This window comes from Siminovitchia terrae (assembly GCF_003605405.2).
In the GTDB taxonomy this organism is placed as follows: domain Bacteria; phylum Bacillota; class Bacilli; order Bacillales; family Bacillaceae_C; genus Siminovitchia; species Siminovitchia terrae.
This window is the reverse complement of the sequence record NZ_QYTW02000001.1, coordinates 227,557-246,166: the sequence shown is the minus strand read 5'-3', so window position 1 is coordinate 246,166 and position 18,610 is coordinate 227,557. Positions and strand designations below refer to the sequence as shown.

The window sequence follows — 18,610 nt, the reverse complement described above, 5'->3', positions numbered from 1 at the left end:
AAACATATCTCCTGTCATATGTATTGTTGTTAATTTATTATCGAGGTGATTCTTTTATGGAAGCAATGATTGAACGATGTGCAGGCCTAGATGTACATCAAGAAACTGTAGTAGCTTGTGTTTTATATGGTTCCTTAGATAAGAAACCACAGAAAGCAATTGAAACATTTAAAACTACAACAAAGGGGCTTTTGTCACTAAGCGATTGGTTGGCTACATTTAAGGTGACTGATGTAGTTATGGAAAGCACCGGAGTGTATTGGAAACCAGTGTGGAACATACTGGAGGGTACTTTTCATCTTATACTCGCTAATGCAAAACATGTGAAAAATGTTCCAGGTCGAAAAACAGATGTAAAAGATGCAGAATGGCTTGCCCAACTACTGCGATGTGGACTTATTGAAGGTAACTTCGTTCCACCAGAGGATATTCGAGATTTGCGTGACCTTACTCGTTATCGATCAAAACTGATTGGCCACCGTACTTCTGAACGCAATCGAATTCATAAAATTCTTCAAGATGCTAATATAAAATTGACTTCCGTATTTACAGATATTTTTGGCGTTTCCGGAAGGCGTATCTTAGCAGCCATTATTAATGGTGAAAAGATTGAAGCTAAAGATCTTGAAAAAATGGTGGATGGAAGAAGTAGAACAAGCATCGACGATATCACTGAAGCGATAAATGGACGTATCCGCCGACATCATCGGGATATGTTGCGCTACCATTGGGAGCACATGACTTATTTAGAAAAAAACATTGATGATATAGAAGAACAAATTGAACAGCTACTCACCCCTTATCGTAAGGAGATAGAATTAATCAAGACTATACCAGGTGTAAATAAAGATTCTTCCGCTGTATTTATTGCTGAAATGGGTGTGGATATGTCCGAATTTAAATCTGCAAAACATTTAGCTTCATGGGCAGGTGTAAGTCCAGGTAACTATGAGAGTGCAGGTAAAAAAAAACAAGTAAAACCACACACGGAAATAAAGGCTTGAGAACAATAGCTGTACAGTGTGCTTTAGCAACCACTAGGCAGAATAATAGAATTTCCTCACATCAAAAAAGAATCACAAAACGCCAAGGGAGAAATAAGGCAAAGGTCGCATCTGCACATTTGATTTTAACTATCGTTTACAATGTTTTAAAAACTGGTGAACCTTATCAAGAACTAGGCCCTGATTACGTTCACCAAAAACAGCAAAATAAAGAATTAAAAATGATTGAATACCTTAAAAAGAAAGGTTACAGCATCGTTCAATCAGAACAGCAAACAGCTTAAGTTATTCCATAAAAGAAAAAACAGATAAAGCCCTTTTTAAAAAATAGGAATAGAGGGCTTACTTAAGTATTGCTTTCTAGCGGAAATAATTTTCATACAAAATTTATCGAGTGAAGATCGATAAAATCTGGGCGCAAATACGCCAAGGCGCATTTGATNTACAGCATCGTTCAATCAGAACAGCAAACAGCTTAAGTTATTCCATAAAAGAAAAAACAGATAAAGCCCTTTTTAAAAAATAGGAATAGAGGGCTTACTTAAGTATTGCTTTCTAGCGGAAATAATTTTCATACAAAATTTATCGAGCGGAGCTCGATAAAATCTAGGCGCAAAGACGCCAAGGTGCATTTGATACGCTTATTCTTCCTGTTTTTTTCTTCCTTTCGATTAAAAATTTATAAAAAATGACACACTAATCGTAGGAGGGAACATGTTGAAGCAAAAGCGGCATCGCTTAATATACAATTTGGCAATTGTGTTATTGTTATTTATTATTCTTTATTGCTTTTTGTTGATAAAACCCCTATGGAAGCCTGTTTTCACGATTGTGTGTATTGGACTGCTGCCATTTATTATTGGTGGCTTTATTGCCTATCTGCTTTACCCGATTGTCGAAAGAATAGAGATGCTTGGCATCAATCGGATTGTCGCGATTCTTTCTATTTATGTGCTGTTTTTTGGTGGAATGGGCTATGCACTTTATATGGGGATTCCCGTTCTGATTGATCAAATTAGTCATTTTTCAGAGCATATACCTGAATTGGCAGAACATTACAAAGGTCTTGTGAAAGGCTTGCATGAATCGACTTCGAGATGGCCGGATGGAATTCAAGCTCAAATCGAAGAACGTGTTGATGATTTTGAACAATGGTTGAATAAATTTTTGGAAAAGATAATGTCCATTTTCAAAGGGCTGTTCAACTTTATTTTTATTTTGGCTGTCATTCCATTCATTTCTTTTTACATATTAAAGGATCTTGATCTAATTAAACAGGCTGCGTGGTATATGACACCGAAGCGATGGAGGAAACAAGGAAAGGACTTTCTTACTGCGGTCAATATTTCCCTTGGTGGATACATTCGGGGGCAACTCCTTGTTTGTTTAATCATTGGAACGATTTCTAGTCTTTTATTTTGGATGATAGGATTGGATTATCCGGTTATTATGGGATCTATTGTTGCTTTTACAAATATTATTCCTTATTTTGGCCCGGTCATCGGGGCTGTGCCTGTCACTGCTTTTGCTTTGCTTAGTTCTGTCAAACTGGCTATGATGTCAGTCGGAATCATTGTTTTGCTGCAATTATTGGAGGGGAATGTCCTTTCACCATATATAGTTGGGAAATCAATTAATATTCATCCGCTCTTTATCATTGCCGCTTTAATTATAGGCGGAGAAGCGGGAGGGGTAATCGGCATGCTCGTCGCCGTTCCTCTTTTAGCCATTTTTAAAGTGGCTGTTGTTCATTCACGCGATTACTTTATTAAGGTAAAACAGACTTAAGATTGACAAAGATTTTTCTATTACCTATAATTTCTAATAGCTAATATACTTGAAAATCGAAGAAGGATCCATTCTTATTACTGCCCATCTGAGCGACAGCTTTACTGTTGCCGAAGAGAGGAATTTCCGCGGCTGAAAGAAATTCTAGATGAAGAGTAATAATGAGCTAATCCGGAGTGCAGTTAAAAGCCTGCCGTTCACCGCGTTAAGGTCCTGAGAGATGGCAGAGTATGATTCTTTGCTAAATCAGGGTGGTACCGCGTCTAAGCTTCGCCCCTGGCTGGGGAGGAGCTTTTTTATTTCGTATAAGGAGGACAAATCATGAAAAAACTAACTGGCTCACAAATTAGACAGATGTTTTTGGATTTTTTTCAAGAGAAGGGACATAAAGTGGAGCCTAGTGCTTCCCTTATTCCGCATGACGATCCCTCTTTGCTATGGATCAACAGTGGTGTTGCAACACTGAAGAAATATTTCGACGGCAGGGAGATTCCAGAGAATCCCAAAATCGTCAATGCCCAAAAGTCCATCCGGACAAATGACATTGAAAATGTCGGAAAAACAGCAAGGCATCATACATTTTTTGAAATGCTTGGAAATTTTTCCATAGGGGATTATTTCAAGAAAGAAGCGATTGAATGGGCATGGGAGTTTTTGACAGATGAAAAATGGATTGGATTTGATCCCGAAAAATTGTCTGTAACGATCCATCCGGAAGATGATGAAGCTTTTGAACTGTGGAATCAGACAATCGGTTTGCCTAAAGAAAGAATTATCCGTCTTAAGGAGAACTTCTGGGATATCGGTGAAGGGCCGAGCGGGCCAAACTCGGAGATCTTTTATGACAGAGGTCCCGAATATGGGGACGATCAAGATGATCCTGAATTGTTTCCGGGTGGAGAAAATGAAAGGTATCTTGAGATCTGGAACCTTGTATTTTCACAGTTTAATCACAACCCAGACGGAACCTACACGCCTCTTCCCAAGAAAAACATTGATACAGGTATGGGGCTGGAGCGGATGGCTTCTGTCGTTCAAGATGTACCGACTAATTTTGAGACAGATTTATTTATGCCGATTATCAAGGAAACTGAAAAGCTCTCCGGTAAGGCTTACGAAAATGCAGGACTGGATACAGCATTCAAGGTTATTGCGGACCATGTACGGACAGTTGTATTTGCTGTAAGTGATGGGGCTCTGCCTTCAAATGAAGGCCGTGGATATGTATTAAGGAGGCTTCTCCGTAGGGCTGTACGTTATGGGAAAGAATTGGGGATTGAAAAACCATTCATGTACCGTCTTGTATCGGTGGTAGGTGAAATCATGAAAGATTTCTATCCGAAAGTATTGGAGAGCACAGACTTTATTCAGCGGGTGATCAAAAATGAAGAGGAACGTTTCCATGAAACATTAAATGATGGATTGGAAATCTTGTCTTCATTGATTAAAAAAGCAAAAGTTGAAGGAAAAGATATGATTTCCGGAGAAGATGTTTTCAGGCTCTATGACACATATGGTTTTCCTGTGGAATTGACGGAGGAATATACGGAAGAAGAGCAGTTAAAAGTCGATCATGAAGGCTTTGCACAAGAAATGGAAAAGCAACGGGAAAGAGCGCGCTCTGCTAGGAGCGAAACGGATTCTATGCAAGTTCAAAACAGCACCCTAGCTGAATTGACAGTCAGCAGTGAATTTGTCGGCTATGACCGCCTTGTTACAGATTCGGTTGTTCTAGCCATTTTAAAAGATGGTGAAATCACTGAGAAAGCCGAAGAAGGGGAAGAAATTCAATTTTTATTGGATGTTACGCCTTTTTATGCAGAAAGCGGCGGACAAGTTGCAGACCATGGGGTAGTCAGTGGACCTGGTCTGGAAATCGAAGTGACTAAAGTCATCAAAGCACCAAACGGCCAAAATCTTCATACAGGAATGATTAAAGAAGGCACAGTCATAACTAGCAGTGAAGTGAAGGCAGAGGTTGATGAGAAAAAGCGGGGCCAAATCATCAAAAACCATACGGCAACCCACTTACTGCATAAGGCATTAAAAGATGTTCTGGGAACACATGTCAATCAGGCTGGTTCATATGTTGGACCGGAAAGGCTCCGTTTTGATTTCTCCCATTTTGGTTCGGTAACAGAAGAAGAGCTAGAAAAAGTTGAAGAGAAAGTAAACCGTGAAATTTGGGCCAATCATGTGGTTCAGACAAAGCTGACAAGCCTGTCAGAAGCGAAGCAAATGGGGGCAATGGCGCTATTTGGCGAAAAGTACGGTGATAGAGTCCGTGTTGTATCAGCCGGAGCCAGCCTTGAATTATGTGGCGGCTGTCATGTTTCTAATACGGCTGAAATAGGGCTGTTTAAAATTATTACGGAAAGCGGTATTGGGGCTGGAGCACGTCGGATAGAAGCCGTAACGGGAGAGCATGCATTCCGCTTTATGAACGATCAGGTCAACGAACTGCATAATGTCGGGGAAAAATTAAAAACAAAACCAGCCCAGGTACTAGAAAGAACGGAAGCTCTTCTTTTGGAATTAAAAGAACTTCAAAGGGAAAATGAGTCCCTTGCAGCAAAGCTTGCACATATAGAAGCCGGAAGCCTTATCCAAAAAGCCAAAGAAGTCGAAGGCATCAAAGTAATTGCGAGCACTGTCCAAGGCGCTGATATGAACACACTGAGAAATATGGGCGATGATTTAAAACAACAGCTTGGATCTGGGATCGTCGTGCTCGGGTCTGCGCAAAATGGAAAAGTGAATATTATTGCCGGAGTTACAAAAGATTTAATGGAAAAAGGATATCATGCTGGAAAATTGGTCAAAGAAGTGGCTTCCCGCTGTGGTGGAGGCGGCGGAGGGCGTCCAGATATGGCCCAGGCCGGTGGGAAAAACCCTGATCAATTGGAATCTGCTCTTTCCTATGTAGGTGAATGGATAAAATCCGTTTGATTCCAGCTTCAAATCATGTACAATGAAGGTAATGTTTTACAGCGGGCCGATCCTGTACGCAAGTTCTGAAAGAAGGTGTTGTTGTAAATGGGCTCTTTTGATAAAACAATGCGGTTCGAGTTTTATGATGATCCAATGGAGCATGAAGTCAAAGAGGTTCTGCTGCACGTATACGGGGCTCTTCAAGAGAAGGGATATAATCCCATTAACCAAATAGTTGGTTATTTGCTTTCTGGTGATCCTGCCTATATTCCAAGGCATCAGGATGCACGTAATCTAATGAGAAAGCTGGAAAGGGATGAAATCATCGAAGAGCTGGTGAAGTCCTATTTAAACCAGCATCGTGAGGAGAAGTGAGTTTGAGGATTATGGGCCTTGATGTTGGCTCTAGGACAGTGGGCGTTGCAGTCAGCGATGAAATGGGCTGGACTGCCCAAGGCATTGAGACAATATCGATCAATGAAGATAAGAATCAGTATGGATTTGAACGGATTGGTGAGATTATTAAAGAATACCGTATTGAACAAATCATTGTCGGTCTGCCAAAAAATATGAACAATACGATTGGCCCACGCGGAGAAGCTTCGATGACTTATGCTGAAGAATTAAGAAGCAAATTTCAGCTGCCTGTCCAGTTATGGGATGAACGACTAAGCACAATGGCGGCTGAAAGGGTCCTTCTGGCAGCGGATGTCAGCAGAAAGAAAAGAAAAAAGGTCATCGATAAAATGGCAGCTGTAATGATATTACAAGGCTTCTTGGATAGCCAACAATAATTACGAGGTGATTGCTGATGGAAAATGGTGAAAATTATATAACAGTAGTGGATGAAGAAGGAAACGAAGAATTATTTGAAGTTCTCTTTACGTTTGACTCTGATGAATTCAACAAGTCATATGTTCTATACTATCCAGCCGGTTCAGACAATGGTGAAAACGAAGAGATTGAAATTCATGCGTCTTCTTATACTTCAAACGAAAATGGGGAAGACGGGAATATGCAGCCGATCGAAACCGAAGAAGAGTGGGATATGATAGAAGAGATGCTTAACACTTTTCTTGACGAAGAAGAGGAATAATAAAAATTCGCCGATCCGGGGATTCCAGGGTCGGCGAATTTTTTGTCAAAAATCAATTGCCTTTCGTTTCTGAGTAAAGAAAGTATAACTTGTTATGGATTTTTTTTCAAAGGAAGCTTTAGCTTTGTCCAGCTACGACGTACAGGAAGTACTAGTGCAAGCGAAGCGACAGGACGTCGCGTTTCTGAGCCAGCCGACGTACAGGAAGTACTAGTGCAAGCGAAGCGACAGGACGTCGCGTTTCTGAGCCAGCCGACGTACAGGAAGTACTAGTGCAAGCGAAGCGACAGGACGTCGCGTTTCTGAGCCAGCCGACGTACAGGAAGTACTAGTGCAAGCGAAGCGACAGGACGTCGCGTTCTAAGCCAGCCGACGTACAGGAAGTATTAGTGCCACCGAAGCCACAGGATGTTGCGGCTTGAGGGGCCAGCGCCTAGCCCCGCAATGATCAAGCCGCTTCCCTGTGGTGGCTGAAGAACTGCCTCCTCCGGAAATTGTCTTGTTTGCCCGCGCTGACCAAGGCGCTTGCGCTATTCTTATGTTATCGATAAATTCCGAGGATTTTCACTGACGTTCTTTAAAATTATTGTATAATAGTTGTGGTATGCAAACTAAATAACAACAGTCTCGGGAGGGGACCCGGCATAATGACAAAAGAGGGGAAAGAGAAAATAGACAAGCAGGCTAGAGCAGCCGTAATGAGAGAGAATTTGCTCGAAAAAAGGAGTGAGGCGGTCATCATAAGAAAAATTGTTGCCATTATTACGCTAACTTGCAGTGCTCTGCTTTTAATAGCGGCACTAGGCATTTTTATATATGTAAAGTCTGCTCTTAAACCAGTGGATTCAGACAGTAAAAAGGAAATCCAAGTGGAGGTTCCAATCGGATCTTCAACAACTTCCATCGGCAAGCTGCTTGAGGATAAAGGGGTTATTAAAAATGCATCTGTCTTCAAGTACTATGTCAAATTCAATAATATATCTGGTTTCCAAGCAGGGACCTATACATTTTCTCCATCCATGTCGTTACAAGAAATCTCACAAAACCTGCAAACCGGTATTTTAGCCCAAAAGGCGATGTTTAAGCTGACGATTCCTGAAGGTTATTCTTTGGATCAGATTGCAGGGGTGATTGCGAAAGAGACTGGCAAGTCCAAAGAAAAGATACTGAAAGAACTTGATAGTGAAGAGACTGTAAACCTGTTTGGAGAAAAATATCCAGAGCTTTTAACGGAAGATTCGTTTGGCAGCAAGGTGAAGCATCCGTTGGAAGGATATTTATATCCAGCTACCTATTCATATTATGAGGAAAATCCTTCAATCGCGGCAATTATTGATCCGATGATCAAAAAAACACAGGAAGTCGTAGCAAAGTATTCCGAAAAGATAGAGGAAAAGGACATCAATACCCATGAGTTATTGACGATGGCATCCCTGATTGAAAAAGAGGCAACAGCAAAAGCGGACAGACATTTGATTTCAAGTGTTTTCTATAACCGTATGGAAGAGGATATGCCTCTTCAAACAGATCCTACTGTTTTATATGCACTTGGTAAGCATAAAAAGCGAACAATGTATAAAGATCTTGAGGTAGAGTCACCATATAACACATATAAAGTCAAAGGTCTGCCGCCCGGCCCGATTTCCAATGCCGGTGAGACGTCCATTGAAGCTGCCCTGAATCCGGCAGACAGCAAATATTTATACTTTTTGGCTGAACACGGCACGGGGGAAGTTCACTATGCCAAAACATTAAAAGAACATAATGAATTAAAAGCTAAATACATTACGGATAAAAGGAAGTAGGTGGACCAATGAATCAATCCATTAGCCAATATATCGAGTCCCTGCTTCCGTCCCGGAATGAGCTTTTTCAGGAGATGGAGAGTCTTGCAGAAAAAGAGCATGTTCCCATTATGGAACAAACAGCCATCGATGTGATGCTGCAGTTCATGAGAATGCAAAATCCTGTTAAAATATTGGAGATTGGAACAGCGATCGGCTATTCTGCGTTGAGAATGTCAGAAGCACTACCTGATGCAGAAATAGTTACAATAGAAATAGATCCCAATAGAGCAGAACAGGCTAGAAAATATATTCAGGCCTCGGGTAAAGATGGCCGAATCAATATTCTGGAAGGCGATGCTTTGGAGTTGGTTGAAAAAGTGAAGGAGCAGGGACCTTACGATGCCATTTTTATTGATGCTGCAAAAGGCCAATACCTGAAATTTTTCAATATGTACGGCTCCATGCTGAACGACCGAGGATGCATATACTCTGATAATGTCCTGTTTAGGGGATATGTTGCGACAGAGACCGTCGACCAGCGGCGCTTTCGTAGTCTTGCGAGAAAGATGAAAGAATTCAACAGTTTTCTCATGGGGCATAACGATTATATTACAACCATTATTCCTGTAGGGGACGGGCTTGCGGTAAGTAGAAAGCGATGATTATATGCAAAACTGATGTACGTACTCTTGAACTAAAATCATTTTTGTAATATGATGGCATAGATAATAATATAAAGAACTATTATGAAAAGATAGCGCGCCCTCCATGTGGCGCGCTGTCACGTATTTCATGATTGAATAATCCATAATGTTGGATGAGGGAATTCATAAGGAGTGAAGGGTAATGGCTGCAGAAAAAGAATTTCATATGACAGAAGCCGGAAAAGAAAAATTGGAGCAAGAACTTGAATACTTAAAATCTGTCCGCAGAAAAGAAGTGGTGGAACGGATTAAGGTAGCCCGCAGTTTTGGGGATCTTTCGGAGAACTCGGAATATGACTCTGCTAAAGAGGAACAGGCATTTGTTGAAGGAAGGATCACAACTTTAGAAAATATGATCCGAAATGCCAAAATCATTGAAGAAGACGATCTTAACTCTGACAAAGTGAGCCTAGGGAAAACGGTTACTTTTAAAGAGCTGCCTGATGGAGATGAGGAAACTTACACAATTGTTGGAAGTGCTGAAGCTGATCCATTCGAGGGCAAGATTTCTAATGATTCACCTATTGCCAAAAGCCTGATGGGGCAAAAAGTAAATCAAGAAGTAACTGTTCAGACGCCTGGCGGTGAAATGCGCGTTAAAATCGTTTCTATCAGCTAAACAAAAACACGGAGGCCTCAAAGGGCTTATCCGTGTTTTTTTATGGGCAAAGATGTCCATTTCGGATTAGTGCAGGAAAAGTGAAAGGATGTCGTGTGCTGAGCCCGGCACATTGTACTTTTCTCAAGGAATTCTTACTAGTGGTTATATCTCTTTCTCTAGGCGGCAACAATGAGAAAGAGGTGTTTAAAATGCTTCAAAAACGTGTTTTGTTCATATCTATTCTTATTTTTATGATGATGGCAGGCCTTCTAGGAAGGTTAATGCAGATACAGTTATTTCAAGCTGAAAATTTTTCTGCATACCATGTGAATTTAATTAAAGAAAGTGTCAAACAAAGGACACATGAGCTCGTATTGGATGATGGCCGAGGTCAGTTTCTTGACAGGGAAGGGAAGCCGATTTCCTACGAAGAAAAATCTGTCCTGGTACTCTTTCCCTTTATCAAAAAGATGGACTGGAACAGTTCTCAGATTGCAAAAACCTTGAACATGTCCCACCGGGAACTTAAGAGTCAGGTGGAAGCAGCCAAGGAGCCAATCGTTGCAAGGGGAAAAGAAGAACCTTTATTATTATCAGAGCAGCAAGCTGACGAGATTAACCAACTTCAGATCCCCGGAGTATTCGCCGTTAAAAAGAAAATATTTCCCGAGCATCCGCCTGCTGCTCAGTTTCTCGGCATTTATGGAGAGAATGAGGAGATTTTTAAAAAGCAGTATCCTGATAAAGATTGGAGAAATAAATCTGTCGGGCTTACAGGCTTGGAAAAATCGTTTGATGAGTTTCTACAGGCCGAAAAAGAAACCAAATTTGTCTATCATGTTGACGGAATTGGAAATCCTTTATTCGGGATTGATGTGAAATATGCGGGTCAAGCAAATCCTTTTTTTCCTTTACAAGTAAAAACTACAATTGACCAAACTTTACAAAAAGAGATTGAATCACTGTTGGATGAACGTCACATTCAAAATGGAGGAGCTATCCTGCTTGATGTAAAAACGAACGATATTTTAGCAGTGGCCTCCAAACCTAGTATCAACAGCAAAGATCCCTATTTCGACGAAGGTTCGAAAAATATGATGTTCAAGCAGCTTATTCCGGGATCCGTATTTAAGACAGTCATCGCTACGGCAGCAATAGAGGAAGGGGCTGTAAAAGAAAAAGAACAATTCCGCTGTGATTTGGATATTAGAGGAAACCCGGCAGAACGGAATCTCGGAAGGCTTGATTTTGAGGGCAGCTTCGCCCAGAGCTGCAATCGAACCTTTGCGGAATTGGCTGGACGCTTAATGGAAGAAGACCCGACAATACTTGAAAATTATGCTCGCAAGCTTGGTTTGCTTGAAGCAGTATCCTGGCAGGGAGATGTGTTCCAATTAAGTGAGTTTAGACAATTTGAGCACGACATTGGAAGGGTCTTTGCTGATAATGAAAGCCGAAAAGATCAAAACTTTATCGCACAAACGGGGATTGGCCAACAGGAAGTCCGTCTGTCTCCGTTGTCGGTAGCAAATATGATGGCTGTGATTGCCAGAGGCGGAGAGAAAAGGTCAGTGAGAGCAGTCTCCGAGATCCAATACGGCGATGGAACGATAATGGCATCATTTGATGAGCAAAAGTCTGATGGAGAGCAGATATCACCATATGCAGCAATTAAAATGCAGCAGCTTCTTAGAAAAGTAGTGACTGAGCCTGAAGGAACGGGTAGCCTTCTGAAGGACCTACCTTATGAGGTCGCTGGAAAAACGGGGACAGCAGAAACATCCGTCATTCATGAAGAGGAGCAGCTCCATCACAAATGGTTTGCAGGTTATTTTCCGTTCGATGAACCGCAATATGTGCTGGTAACTGTGAACGTAAATGTGCCTGGTGACCAAGGCGGAGTCAATCCGTTATTTGCTGATATCGTGCAGATGATTTATGAGAAAAACAAATTGGATGCTCTTCATAACGATTCTTCAAGGTGAAAAATGGATGCATGTTTTCCCCTGTCCATGATATTATAGGTACAATGACGGGGAGGGATTTTTAATGCCGATTGATTTCAAGGATGATAAATCACGTTCTGCTCTCCGTGCAAAACGGAGAAAAACGAACATTATTTTAAATACGCTTATTGCGGTTGTCATCATTTTAATCTTAGTTGTCGGAGGTAACATTTTTTTCGGAGGAGACAATACTGAAAAGCAGAAAAGCCCATCGAATTCCGAAGAAACAAAGAAAAACGATCAGCCTGCTGATGAAAAGAACGTGCAGACTGAGGATAATACAAAAGAAGATGTGACAGCTGATGAGAAGGATGAGGAAGACGGTAAATTGGAAGAAAGGGAAAGTGATGAAGCGAATGTTGAGAAGGTATTAGTCAATCCTGCTTGGAAACCGATAGGGACTGACCAGGTGAGCGGTCATCAATCTTCCTATAATATGGGAACAACTGACTGGAATGAAAAACTCAAGGCTGCTGCCTACGCTGTTGATATTCCGGTTGACAACATGACTGCCTGGTGGGTTACAGGCGGCGACAATCGCGAAAATCAGGCAGAATTGACAGTATCAGCAAAGGGGAGCGATGATACGTATCGTGTCTACATCGAATGGGTGGATGGTGAAGGCTGGAAACCTGTTGAAGTGAAAAAGCTGATTCAAAATGATAAAAGATAAATCAGACATGTGTCCGATAGCGATGTGAAACAGATCCAATGAGATAAAGGAACAGGGCGGCAAAGGCCGACTTAAGTCCACCGTCTCTCTGACTTCAGCAGGCCCAGGCTCCAGTATTTTCTGTGCACTGGGCTGATGGAACTTATTATCGTGGAAGAATGTGATGGTTACTGGGTGTTGAGCATTGGCAGCTAGATCTTGTTGTGTCTTTTGCACTCTTATTTATCGTAACATCCTGCTTGTATAAGCTAGACAGGAAGCGGAGGATCTTCATATTTTATAAAAGCATAAGGGAGTTTGGAGAAATGAAAATAGCAGTCATAGGGGCGATGGAAGAAGAGGTTGAGCTTCTACGCGAGAAAATGGATGTACAAAAGGTAGAAAAGATTGCCCATTGTGAATATTTCATAGGAACGTTAAACAATAAAGAAATCATTTTATCAAAATCTGGAATAGGTAAAGTGAATGCAGCCGTGGCTACTGCAATTTTACTGGAGAGATACAAACCGGATGCCGTAATCAATACGGGATCTGCTGGAGGATATAATCCTGAACTCAGCATCGGTGACCTCGTCATTTCCAGTGAAGTCCGTCACCATGATGTCGACGTAACTGCTTTTGGTTATGCGTATGGCCAAGTGCCACAGCTTCCGGAGGCTTTTAAAGCACATGAACATTTGATAGGAATTGCTGAGGCAGCGGCAAGGTCGGTTGATGGGGTTCAATCCATTAAAGGGCTGATTGCCACTGGAGATACGTTTATGAGCGATCCGGATAAAGTTCAATTTGTCCGGGAAAAGTTCCCTGATATTCAGGCAGTGGAAATGGAAGGGGCAGCCATTGCACAAGTCGCGCATCAGTTCGACGTTCCTTTTGTCATCATCAGATCTTTATCAGATATTGCCGGTCAAAAATCGGAGATTTCGTTTGACAAATTCATTATTAAAGCCTCAGTCAATTCAGCTAATCTTGTGATAGAAATGATCAAAATGCTGGAAAAGTAATAGAAAGCCGAAGGGTCAATAGGACTCCTTCGGCTTTTCCGTTATTTTGTCATGCTGAGAAACTCTTCGACATCTTTTATACAAAGGTCAACGCCGGCTTGCCAAAACTCCGCTTTTGTCAAGTCTACTCCCAAGTGTTTTTTCGCAAGTTCTTCTACAGTCATTTTTCCAGTGTCTTTCAATAGTGAAATGTACTTTTGCTCGTAGTCTTTCCCCTCTTTCTTCGCGTGGGCGTAGATACCTAGTGAAAATAAATATCCAAACGTATAAGGGAAGTTATAAAAAGGAACATCCGTAATATAAAAATGAAGCTTAGAGCCCCAAAAGTGCGGGTGGTATTGTCCCAGTGAATCGCCATATGTTTCTTTTTGAGCATCCTCCATCATTTCATTCAGCTTTGCAGTACTCACCATTCCCTTTTTGCGCTCTTCATAAAAGCGTGTCTCAAAGAGGAAACGGGCATGGATATTCATAAGCAAAGCAATGGAACTTTGTATCTTACTTTCAAGAAGGGCTAGCTTCTCTCCATCATTTTTAGCCAGTTTGAGCGCTGCATCCGCAACAATCGTCTCTGCGAAAGTCGAGGCAGTTTCCGCTACATTCATAGCATAATGGCAATTTAGAGGATGAACATCTTTCATGGCATAAGTGTGGAAAGCATGACCCAATTCATGGGCAAGCGTTGACACATTTTCATAAGTGTCTGAGTATGTCATGAAAATCCTTGACTGATTGCTCAAAGGAAAGGACGTACAAAAACCTCCTGGACGCTTTCCAGGGCGATCTTCCGCTTCGATCCACTTGTCTTCAAATGCCTTTTCAGCAAAATGGGATAGCTCACTGCCAAATTCCCTGAAGTGATTGATGATGAAGGCGGCGCCTTCCTGATAGCTATACGTTTTTGCAGAATCTGTTATTGGCGCATCCAGATCATACCAATTTAATTTCTCCATACCAAGCAGGCGTGCTTTTCTTTCAAGAAATTCAACAAAAGGTTTTTTGTTGTCAGAAATCACTTTCCACATAATATCCAGCGTTTCTTTGCTCATACGATTGTACTCCAATGCTTCTTGCAAAACATCATTCCAGCCGCGTTTCTTATAAACGGCTAAGCGAAATCCAGATAGATGATTTAAAGTAGTGGAGAGAAGCTCCGATTGTTCACCCCAAGCTTTTTCCCATTCAGTGAATATATTTTTACGTACTTCCCTGTCATGACTTGAAAACTTGTTTTGGGCTTGACCGACTGATAGCTGGACTTCCTTACCATCTTCCTTAAAAGGGATGCTTAATTGGCTGACAATCGCATCATACATCTCTTCCCAGCCGTGATAGCCGTCTACAGCCAAATCATTAATGAGCGTTTCTTCTTCTTTAGACAGTTTTTCAGCCGCTAGGCGGCGCCTTTCATTTAAAACAAACTGCAATTCCTGTAAAGGTTCCAGTTCAATCAACTTCTGCCAATTCGATTCTTCGATTTGTACAAAGGCTTTGTCTAAATGTGTCAATGCCGTATCAAAATTTGAAGCTAATGAAGTCACAATGCCCCTTAATTCATTCGCTTTTACATCGTCCATATTTTGTGCCTGAAGGCAGGATACAAAGGATTCTGCTTGTTCAAGTCCCAAATCAGCCTTTTGAAATTTTTCCAATATATGAACTAGATCTGTATCTTTGTTGCTTGCAGCATCCCAAGCTTTTATGCTTTTTTCAAACGATTGAATTTCGGCTTTCACTTTCTCCAAATGAGCAAGAAATTCTTTGGAGGAACTGCCTCCAGGAAAAAATTCATCAAGATTCCATGTCATTGAATATGTAGTTGGAGTCAAAAGCTTTCCCCTCCTCTAGAAATGTCTTTTCATTATATGATAAATAAACCGTTTTTCATAACAAAGCACTTATGAACAAGAACTATTTTCGCTAGACCAGCAATTACATAAGGGATGAGCATTTGCCATTATTACTGCTTGATGTCGTATATAAAGAATAATGCATTTCCGCGCCGCTTTCTCTGGAAGATGAAAAACGTACTTAATGAGAATGGCGGAAGGAGATGAAGAAACAGGAAAATAACCTTCGGCTTGTCGCCCACATCGTGAAGAAATTCGAAAATACTGGGGAAGATTCAGAGGATTTGATTTCAATCGGTACTATCGTTAATCAAGGCGATTGAAAGCTATTCGTTCGGAAAAGGAACAAAACTTGCAACATATGCAGCGAGGTGTATAGAGAATGAGATTCTAATGTCATAATGCGTGACTAAACCTTTACATAAAAGTTGTAACGAAAAACAGTCAGATGCTTAACTCGCTCCTGACTGTTTTTATATAACCTTTAATTGGTCGACCCATTTATCACGGTTCGACCGTGATAATACTTCCACATCATAATTTTTTAAGGAACTTGAGAATTTGTCAGCAATAGGGATGTTCAAATCATTGGCAAAGACAAAGAAATCAGAATTAGGTCGTGCATCTATAACATCAATAAACGAGAAGGCGACCCCTTTATAATTTTCTCCGGGACGGATTGTTAATCGCTTTAATTAACTTTTCTTTTTTCTTCTTTGTTCTAGGTGTAATGAAATCAAATGCTTGTTGATTTCCAGATTTTCCAATAATCCCTACATCAGGAGTAACAAATACGTCATTATCCTCAAAGTAATTGTTAATTTTTTCGAAAAAGATGCTGGCCACTGTGTTTTTTGCAGTTAATAGCATATCTGATACTCTGGTAATGCACTGGAGCAAGTTATGCTGTTTTTTTGGATAATCCTCAAGTTCGTCAAAGGTAACAAATAGTTCATCGGCATTACCGTCGAAAGAGACTCCAAAGATTTTCAATGTGGTTTTGAAAAATTGTTTCTTCTTTATAGATGTATTTACATCCATTCCTAAAATCATGAGTTCGCTGACAGTGTGACCATCATCTGAGATGGTGAACTTTCCATCTTTCTCTTTTGTAAGAAAAAGTTGAATGTAATCATGATGCATATCAACGAAAGGGGCGGTAACTCAATGAAATCATTAAAATCTTCCAATTTTAGCTTTTTGTTGTTCCACTGATCAAACAACCGCTTGAGTTTATTTATCATTAAGACTACCTCCCATTCGTTAAATTAATTTAGTTTGGTAAGTAAAGGTAATGTCGTGGACGTTGGCCGTAGTGCAGTACTTTAAAAACTCTTTAAGGATAAGGACCAAATCATCCAGTTGTTGTTCGGTTAAGTACATATTAGCATATCCTCATTTAATGGGTATGCTATTGAATCACCGTATTCTGGGTGTCATATACAATCCTTTTCAGGCAGTTGATTAACTCGTTAATATTTTGTTGATCCAAGATAAATTAACCACCTTATTATATGTTTATTTAAGAAAAGCCCGTAGGAATTATTCTCCATATCTCTTTTTTGCTTCTTCAAACTGTTATTATCTCTCCGGAGCCCTGTATCCAGCATTTATTGCTTCTTGCTCAGAACAGAACCACTGAACTACGTTTGTTGTCCTATCATAATAGGTACTTCCAGGAACGTGATATATACCAGTTTTACTGCCTTTAATATCACAAGCTGATTGATCCTGCGCAGGCTCCGGTTCTGGCTCAGGAGTAGGGGCCGGCTTTGTCTCAGGTTTGGGTTGTGGAGCGGGCTTAGCTTCTTCCTTAGGCTCCGACGGAGCTGCTTGCTTTTCGGGTTGCGGCTCTGGCTTCGGTTCAGCTTTCTTCAAAGGTGGTTGACTTGTTTCTTTCTTAGGTGCAACAGCAACTGATTTTTCTTTTTCCTTTTTCGGCTTTTTAAATCCGTCATCTTGAACGTAATTTTTGATTGACCAGACGCCGATACCTTTTTTCTTCGCTTTGTCTTGTGTGGCTTCAAATTCTTCCAGATACTTTGTATTCGATGGTGAAACATCTACTCTGGCAAAGCCTTTTTCCAGTAGCATATTATTAAATAGCTTGTCTTCAATCCATACATAGGCTAGGAGCTTTCCAGATTTGTCTCTTTCTTGTGTTCCGAATTCAAGAGTGACTGTTTTCCCCTCGAGAGTCTTAGCCGTGAATTCAACCGCTTCTGGTCCGAATGGTTGGACTCCCATTTGCGGATGTTTGGTTTCAGGGGTATCGACTAGAATCATTCGGACTTTCTCTTCTTTTCCATCCAGATCCACAACGATAGTGTCACCATCAACAGCATGGGTGACTTTAACTTTTTCTCCCTTTACGTCACTAGGAGGGGAGCGCTCGCTGGGAACATCCATTTTGGCCGTTACGATTAATTGTTTTTCATCATCAATCAGTTCGCCAGTCAATAATCTTCCGTCGACACCAATAATTTCTATAACTGAATCAGGCTGGTCATCAGACAGTGATAATTCAAACTTTTGTTTTCCAGATTTCAACTCTTCAATAGGGATAGCATCTAAAGAAAATTTCCCGTCCTTGACAGAGGTAGTTTTTTCTATATTTTTATCTTTGTTGTTCTTTAAAGTAACCAAGAGGGCAGTTTTATCAGGGAGATTAGTTTCCCCAGCTATCTCAACTTGGTTATCAATAACTTCACTAGCAATCTTTAATTTTGGTGTAAATGTTTTTTCTTCCTCAACCAACTCAGTCTCAGTTTGTTTTTCTGGTGCTGTTGAGACGGCTTCTTCCGGTTCATCATAAGATAACAAAACGATAGTAAAAATGAATAAAACCAGAGCCGGAACACCTGTTACCAAGCTAATAAATTTAAAATTTGGTCCTTTTTTGAATAAGCCTCTAATAATAGAGAGGACGATGAAAGCTAAAAATGCCATCCCGCTACCTAAGAAGGTCATAATTAGCAAAAGATTAACAAACAACTTAAATTACCCCCGTTTTATTTTTGTTACAATACAAATTGTTTAAGTTCTCGGAAACATTTTGCTCCCAAGATTTTATAAGAAAAGCCTCGAAGGGCTAATCTGCTATTATTTGACTTCATTTAGCAGAAATCTCTCACTTCTGTAAGTGGTGAGGTGAATGCAAATTTTT

Annotated in this window: 18 protein-coding genes and 1 pseudogene; 14 read left to right on the top strand and 5 right to left on the bottom strand. The window is 40.7% G+C overall.

Annotated elements, in window-relative coordinates:
- Window positions 1-56 precede the first annotated feature (56 nt).
- From D5F11_RS01210 to mtnN, 13 genes are all read left to right on the top strand, one after another.
- On the top strand, window positions 57-1,004 hold the full coding sequence (locus tag D5F11_RS01210) for an IS110 family RNA-guided transposase (RefSeq protein WP_245998007.1): 948 nt from the start codon (window positions 57-59) through the stop codon (window positions 1,002-1,004).
- Window positions 1,001-1,288 (top strand): hypothetical protein, encoded by a 288-nt coding sequence (locus D5F11_RS27240; RefSeq protein ID WP_160709715.1) that lies wholly within the window; start codon window positions 1,001-1,003, stop codon window positions 1,286-1,288. Before D5F11_RS01210 ends, D5F11_RS27240 begins: the two co-directional genes overlap by 4 nt.
- 433 nt (window positions 1,289-1,721) lie before the next feature.
- Window positions 1,722-2,792, top strand: a complete 1,071-nt coding sequence (locus D5F11_RS01205; RefSeq protein ID WP_185830428.1) for an AI-2E family transporter — start codon at window positions 1,722-1,724, stop codon at window positions 2,790-2,792.
- A gap of 321 nt (window positions 2,793-3,113) precedes the next feature.
- A complete protein-coding gene (gene alaS / locus D5F11_RS01200) occupies window positions 3,114-5,741 on the top strand; it encodes an alanine--tRNA ligase (protein WP_120114884.1) in 2,628 nt (875 codons plus the stop codon).
- Window positions 5,742-5,828: 87 nt separating this feature from the next.
- Window positions 5,829-6,098 (top strand): IreB family regulatory phosphoprotein, encoded by a 270-nt coding sequence (locus tag D5F11_RS01195; protein WP_120114885.1) that lies wholly within the window; start codon window positions 5,829-5,831, stop codon window positions 6,096-6,098.
- 2 nt (window positions 6,099-6,100) lie between these two features.
- Window positions 6,101-6,517, top strand: coding sequence for a Holliday junction resolvase RuvX (gene ruvX, locus D5F11_RS01190; protein ID WP_120114886.1), 417 nt, complete (start codon window positions 6,101-6,103; stop codon window positions 6,515-6,517).
- A 17-nt stretch (window positions 6,518-6,534) separates the two neighbouring features.
- Complete coding sequence (locus tag D5F11_RS01185) at window positions 6,535-6,819, top strand: DUF1292 domain-containing protein (protein ID WP_120114887.1); 285 nt, start codon at window positions 6,535-6,537, stop codon at window positions 6,817-6,819.
- A 647-nt stretch (window positions 6,820-7,466) separates the two neighbouring features.
- Window positions 7,467-8,624 (top strand): endolytic transglycosylase MltG, encoded by a 1,158-nt coding sequence (gene mltG, locus D5F11_RS01180; protein ID WP_120114888.1) that lies wholly within the window; start codon window positions 7,467-7,469, stop codon window positions 8,622-8,624.
- Between the two features lie 8 nt (window positions 8,625-8,632).
- Window positions 8,633-9,268, top strand: coding sequence for an O-methyltransferase (locus tag D5F11_RS01175; protein ID WP_120114889.1), 636 nt, complete (start codon window positions 8,633-8,635; stop codon window positions 9,266-9,268).
- A gap of 184 nt (window positions 9,269-9,452) precedes the next feature.
- A complete protein-coding gene (greA, locus tag D5F11_RS01170; RefSeq protein WP_120114890.1) occupies window positions 9,453-9,929 on the top strand; it encodes a transcription elongation factor GreA in 477 nt (158 codons plus the stop codon).
- Between the two features lie 191 nt (window positions 9,930-10,120).
- Window positions 10,121-11,896: a peptidoglycan D,D-transpeptidase FtsI family protein gene (locus D5F11_RS01165; protein ID WP_120114891.1), complete on the top strand. Its 1,776-nt coding sequence runs from the start codon at window positions 10,121-10,123 to the stop codon at window positions 11,894-11,896.
- A gap of 64 nt (window positions 11,897-11,960) precedes the next feature.
- Window positions 11,961-12,590 carry a DUF1510 family protein gene (locus D5F11_RS01160; protein ID WP_120114892.1) on the top strand — a complete coding sequence of 210 codons (630 nt, stop codon included), beginning with the start codon at window positions 11,961-11,963 and terminating at the stop codon, window positions 12,588-12,590.
- A 305-nt stretch (window positions 12,591-12,895) separates the two neighbouring features.
- A complete protein-coding gene (gene mtnN / locus D5F11_RS01155) occupies window positions 12,896-13,594 on the top strand; it encodes a 5'-methylthioadenosine/S-adenosylhomocysteine nucleosidase (RefSeq protein ID WP_120114893.1) in 699 nt (232 codons plus the stop codon).
- A 41-nt stretch (window positions 13,595-13,635) separates the two neighbouring features.
- On the opposite strand, the gene D5F11_RS01150 is transcribed toward mtnN, so the two are convergent.
- Window positions 13,636-15,423: a M3 family oligoendopeptidase gene (locus D5F11_RS01150; RefSeq protein ID WP_120114894.1), complete on the bottom strand. Its 1,788-nt coding sequence runs from the start codon at window positions 15,421-15,423 to the stop codon at window positions 13,636-13,638.
- 114 nt (window positions 15,424-15,537) lie between these two features.
- Between D5F11_RS01150 and D5F11_RS01145 the strand changes: the two are divergent.
- A pseudogene (locus D5F11_RS01145) lies at window positions 15,538-15,840 on the top strand (sigma factor); the annotation flags it as partial.
- A gap of 77 nt (window positions 15,841-15,917) precedes the next feature.
- Here D5F11_RS01145 and D5F11_RS27965 read toward each other — a convergent pair.
- The 4 genes from D5F11_RS27965 to D5F11_RS27235 form a co-directional block, all read right to left on the bottom strand.
- Window positions 15,918-16,073, bottom strand: coding sequence for a hypothetical protein (locus D5F11_RS27965; protein ID WP_373316027.1), 156 nt, complete (start codon window positions 16,071-16,073; stop codon window positions 15,918-15,920).
- 28 nt (window positions 16,074-16,101) lie between these two features.
- Window positions 16,102-16,587 (bottom strand): DUF1828 domain-containing protein, encoded by a 486-nt coding sequence (locus D5F11_RS01135; protein ID WP_120115102.1) that lies wholly within the window; start codon window positions 16,585-16,587, stop codon window positions 16,102-16,104.
- Window positions 16,494-16,688 carry a hypothetical protein gene (locus D5F11_RS25775; protein ID WP_185830459.1) on the bottom strand — a complete coding sequence of 65 codons (195 nt, stop codon included), beginning with the start codon at window positions 16,686-16,688 and terminating at the stop codon, window positions 16,494-16,496. Before D5F11_RS25775 ends, D5F11_RS01135 begins: the two co-directional genes overlap by 94 nt.
- A 337-nt stretch (window positions 16,689-17,025) precedes the next feature.
- Window positions 17,026-18,438 (bottom strand): thermonuclease family protein, encoded by a 1,413-nt coding sequence (locus tag D5F11_RS27235; RefSeq protein WP_245998004.1) that lies wholly within the window; start codon window positions 18,436-18,438, stop codon window positions 17,026-17,028.
- Window positions 18,439-18,610: the final 172 nt, after the last annotated feature.

Excerpts from the sequence above, each read along its gene's own strand:
- D5F11_RS01210 (WP_245998007.1), top strand. The coding sequence starts at position 57 with ATGGAAGCAATGATTGAACGATGTGCAGGCCTAGATGTACATCAAGAA.
- alaS (WP_120114884.1), top strand. The coding sequence starts at position 3,114 with ATGAAAAAACTAACTGGCTCACAAATTAGACAGATGTTTTTGGATTTT.
- D5F11_RS01195 (WP_120114885.1), top strand. The coding sequence starts at position 5,829 with ATGGGCTCTTTTGATAAAACAATGCGGTTCGAGTTTTATGATGATCCA.
- D5F11_RS01185 (WP_120114887.1), top strand. The coding sequence starts at position 6,535 with ATGGAAAATGGTGAAAATTATATAACAGTAGTGGATGAAGAAGGAAAC.
- mltG (WP_120114888.1), top strand. The coding sequence starts at position 7,467 with ATGACAAAAGAGGGGAAAGAGAAAATAGACAAGCAGGCTAGAGCAGCC.
- D5F11_RS01175 (WP_120114889.1), top strand. The coding sequence starts at position 8,633 with ATGAATCAATCCATTAGCCAATATATCGAGTCCCTGCTTCCGTCCCGG.
- greA (WP_120114890.1), top strand. The coding sequence starts at position 9,453 with ATGGCTGCAGAAAAAGAATTTCATATGACAGAAGCCGGAAAAGAAAAA.
- D5F11_RS01165 (WP_120114891.1), top strand. The coding sequence starts at position 10,121 with ATGCTTCAAAAACGTGTTTTGTTCATATCTATTCTTATTTTTATGATG.
- D5F11_RS01160 (WP_120114892.1), top strand. The coding sequence starts at position 11,961 with ATGCCGATTGATTTCAAGGATGATAAATCACGTTCTGCTCTCCGTGCA.
- mtnN (WP_120114893.1), top strand. The coding sequence starts at position 12,896 with ATGAAAATAGCAGTCATAGGGGCGATGGAAGAAGAGGTTGAGCTTCTA.
- D5F11_RS01135 (WP_120115102.1), bottom strand. The coding sequence starts at position 16,587 with ATGCATCATGATTACATTCAACTTTTTCTTACAAAAGAGAAAGATGGA.
- D5F11_RS25775 (WP_185830459.1), bottom strand. The coding sequence starts at position 16,688 with ATGATAAATAAACTCAAGCGGTTGTTTGATCAGTGGAACAACAAAAAG.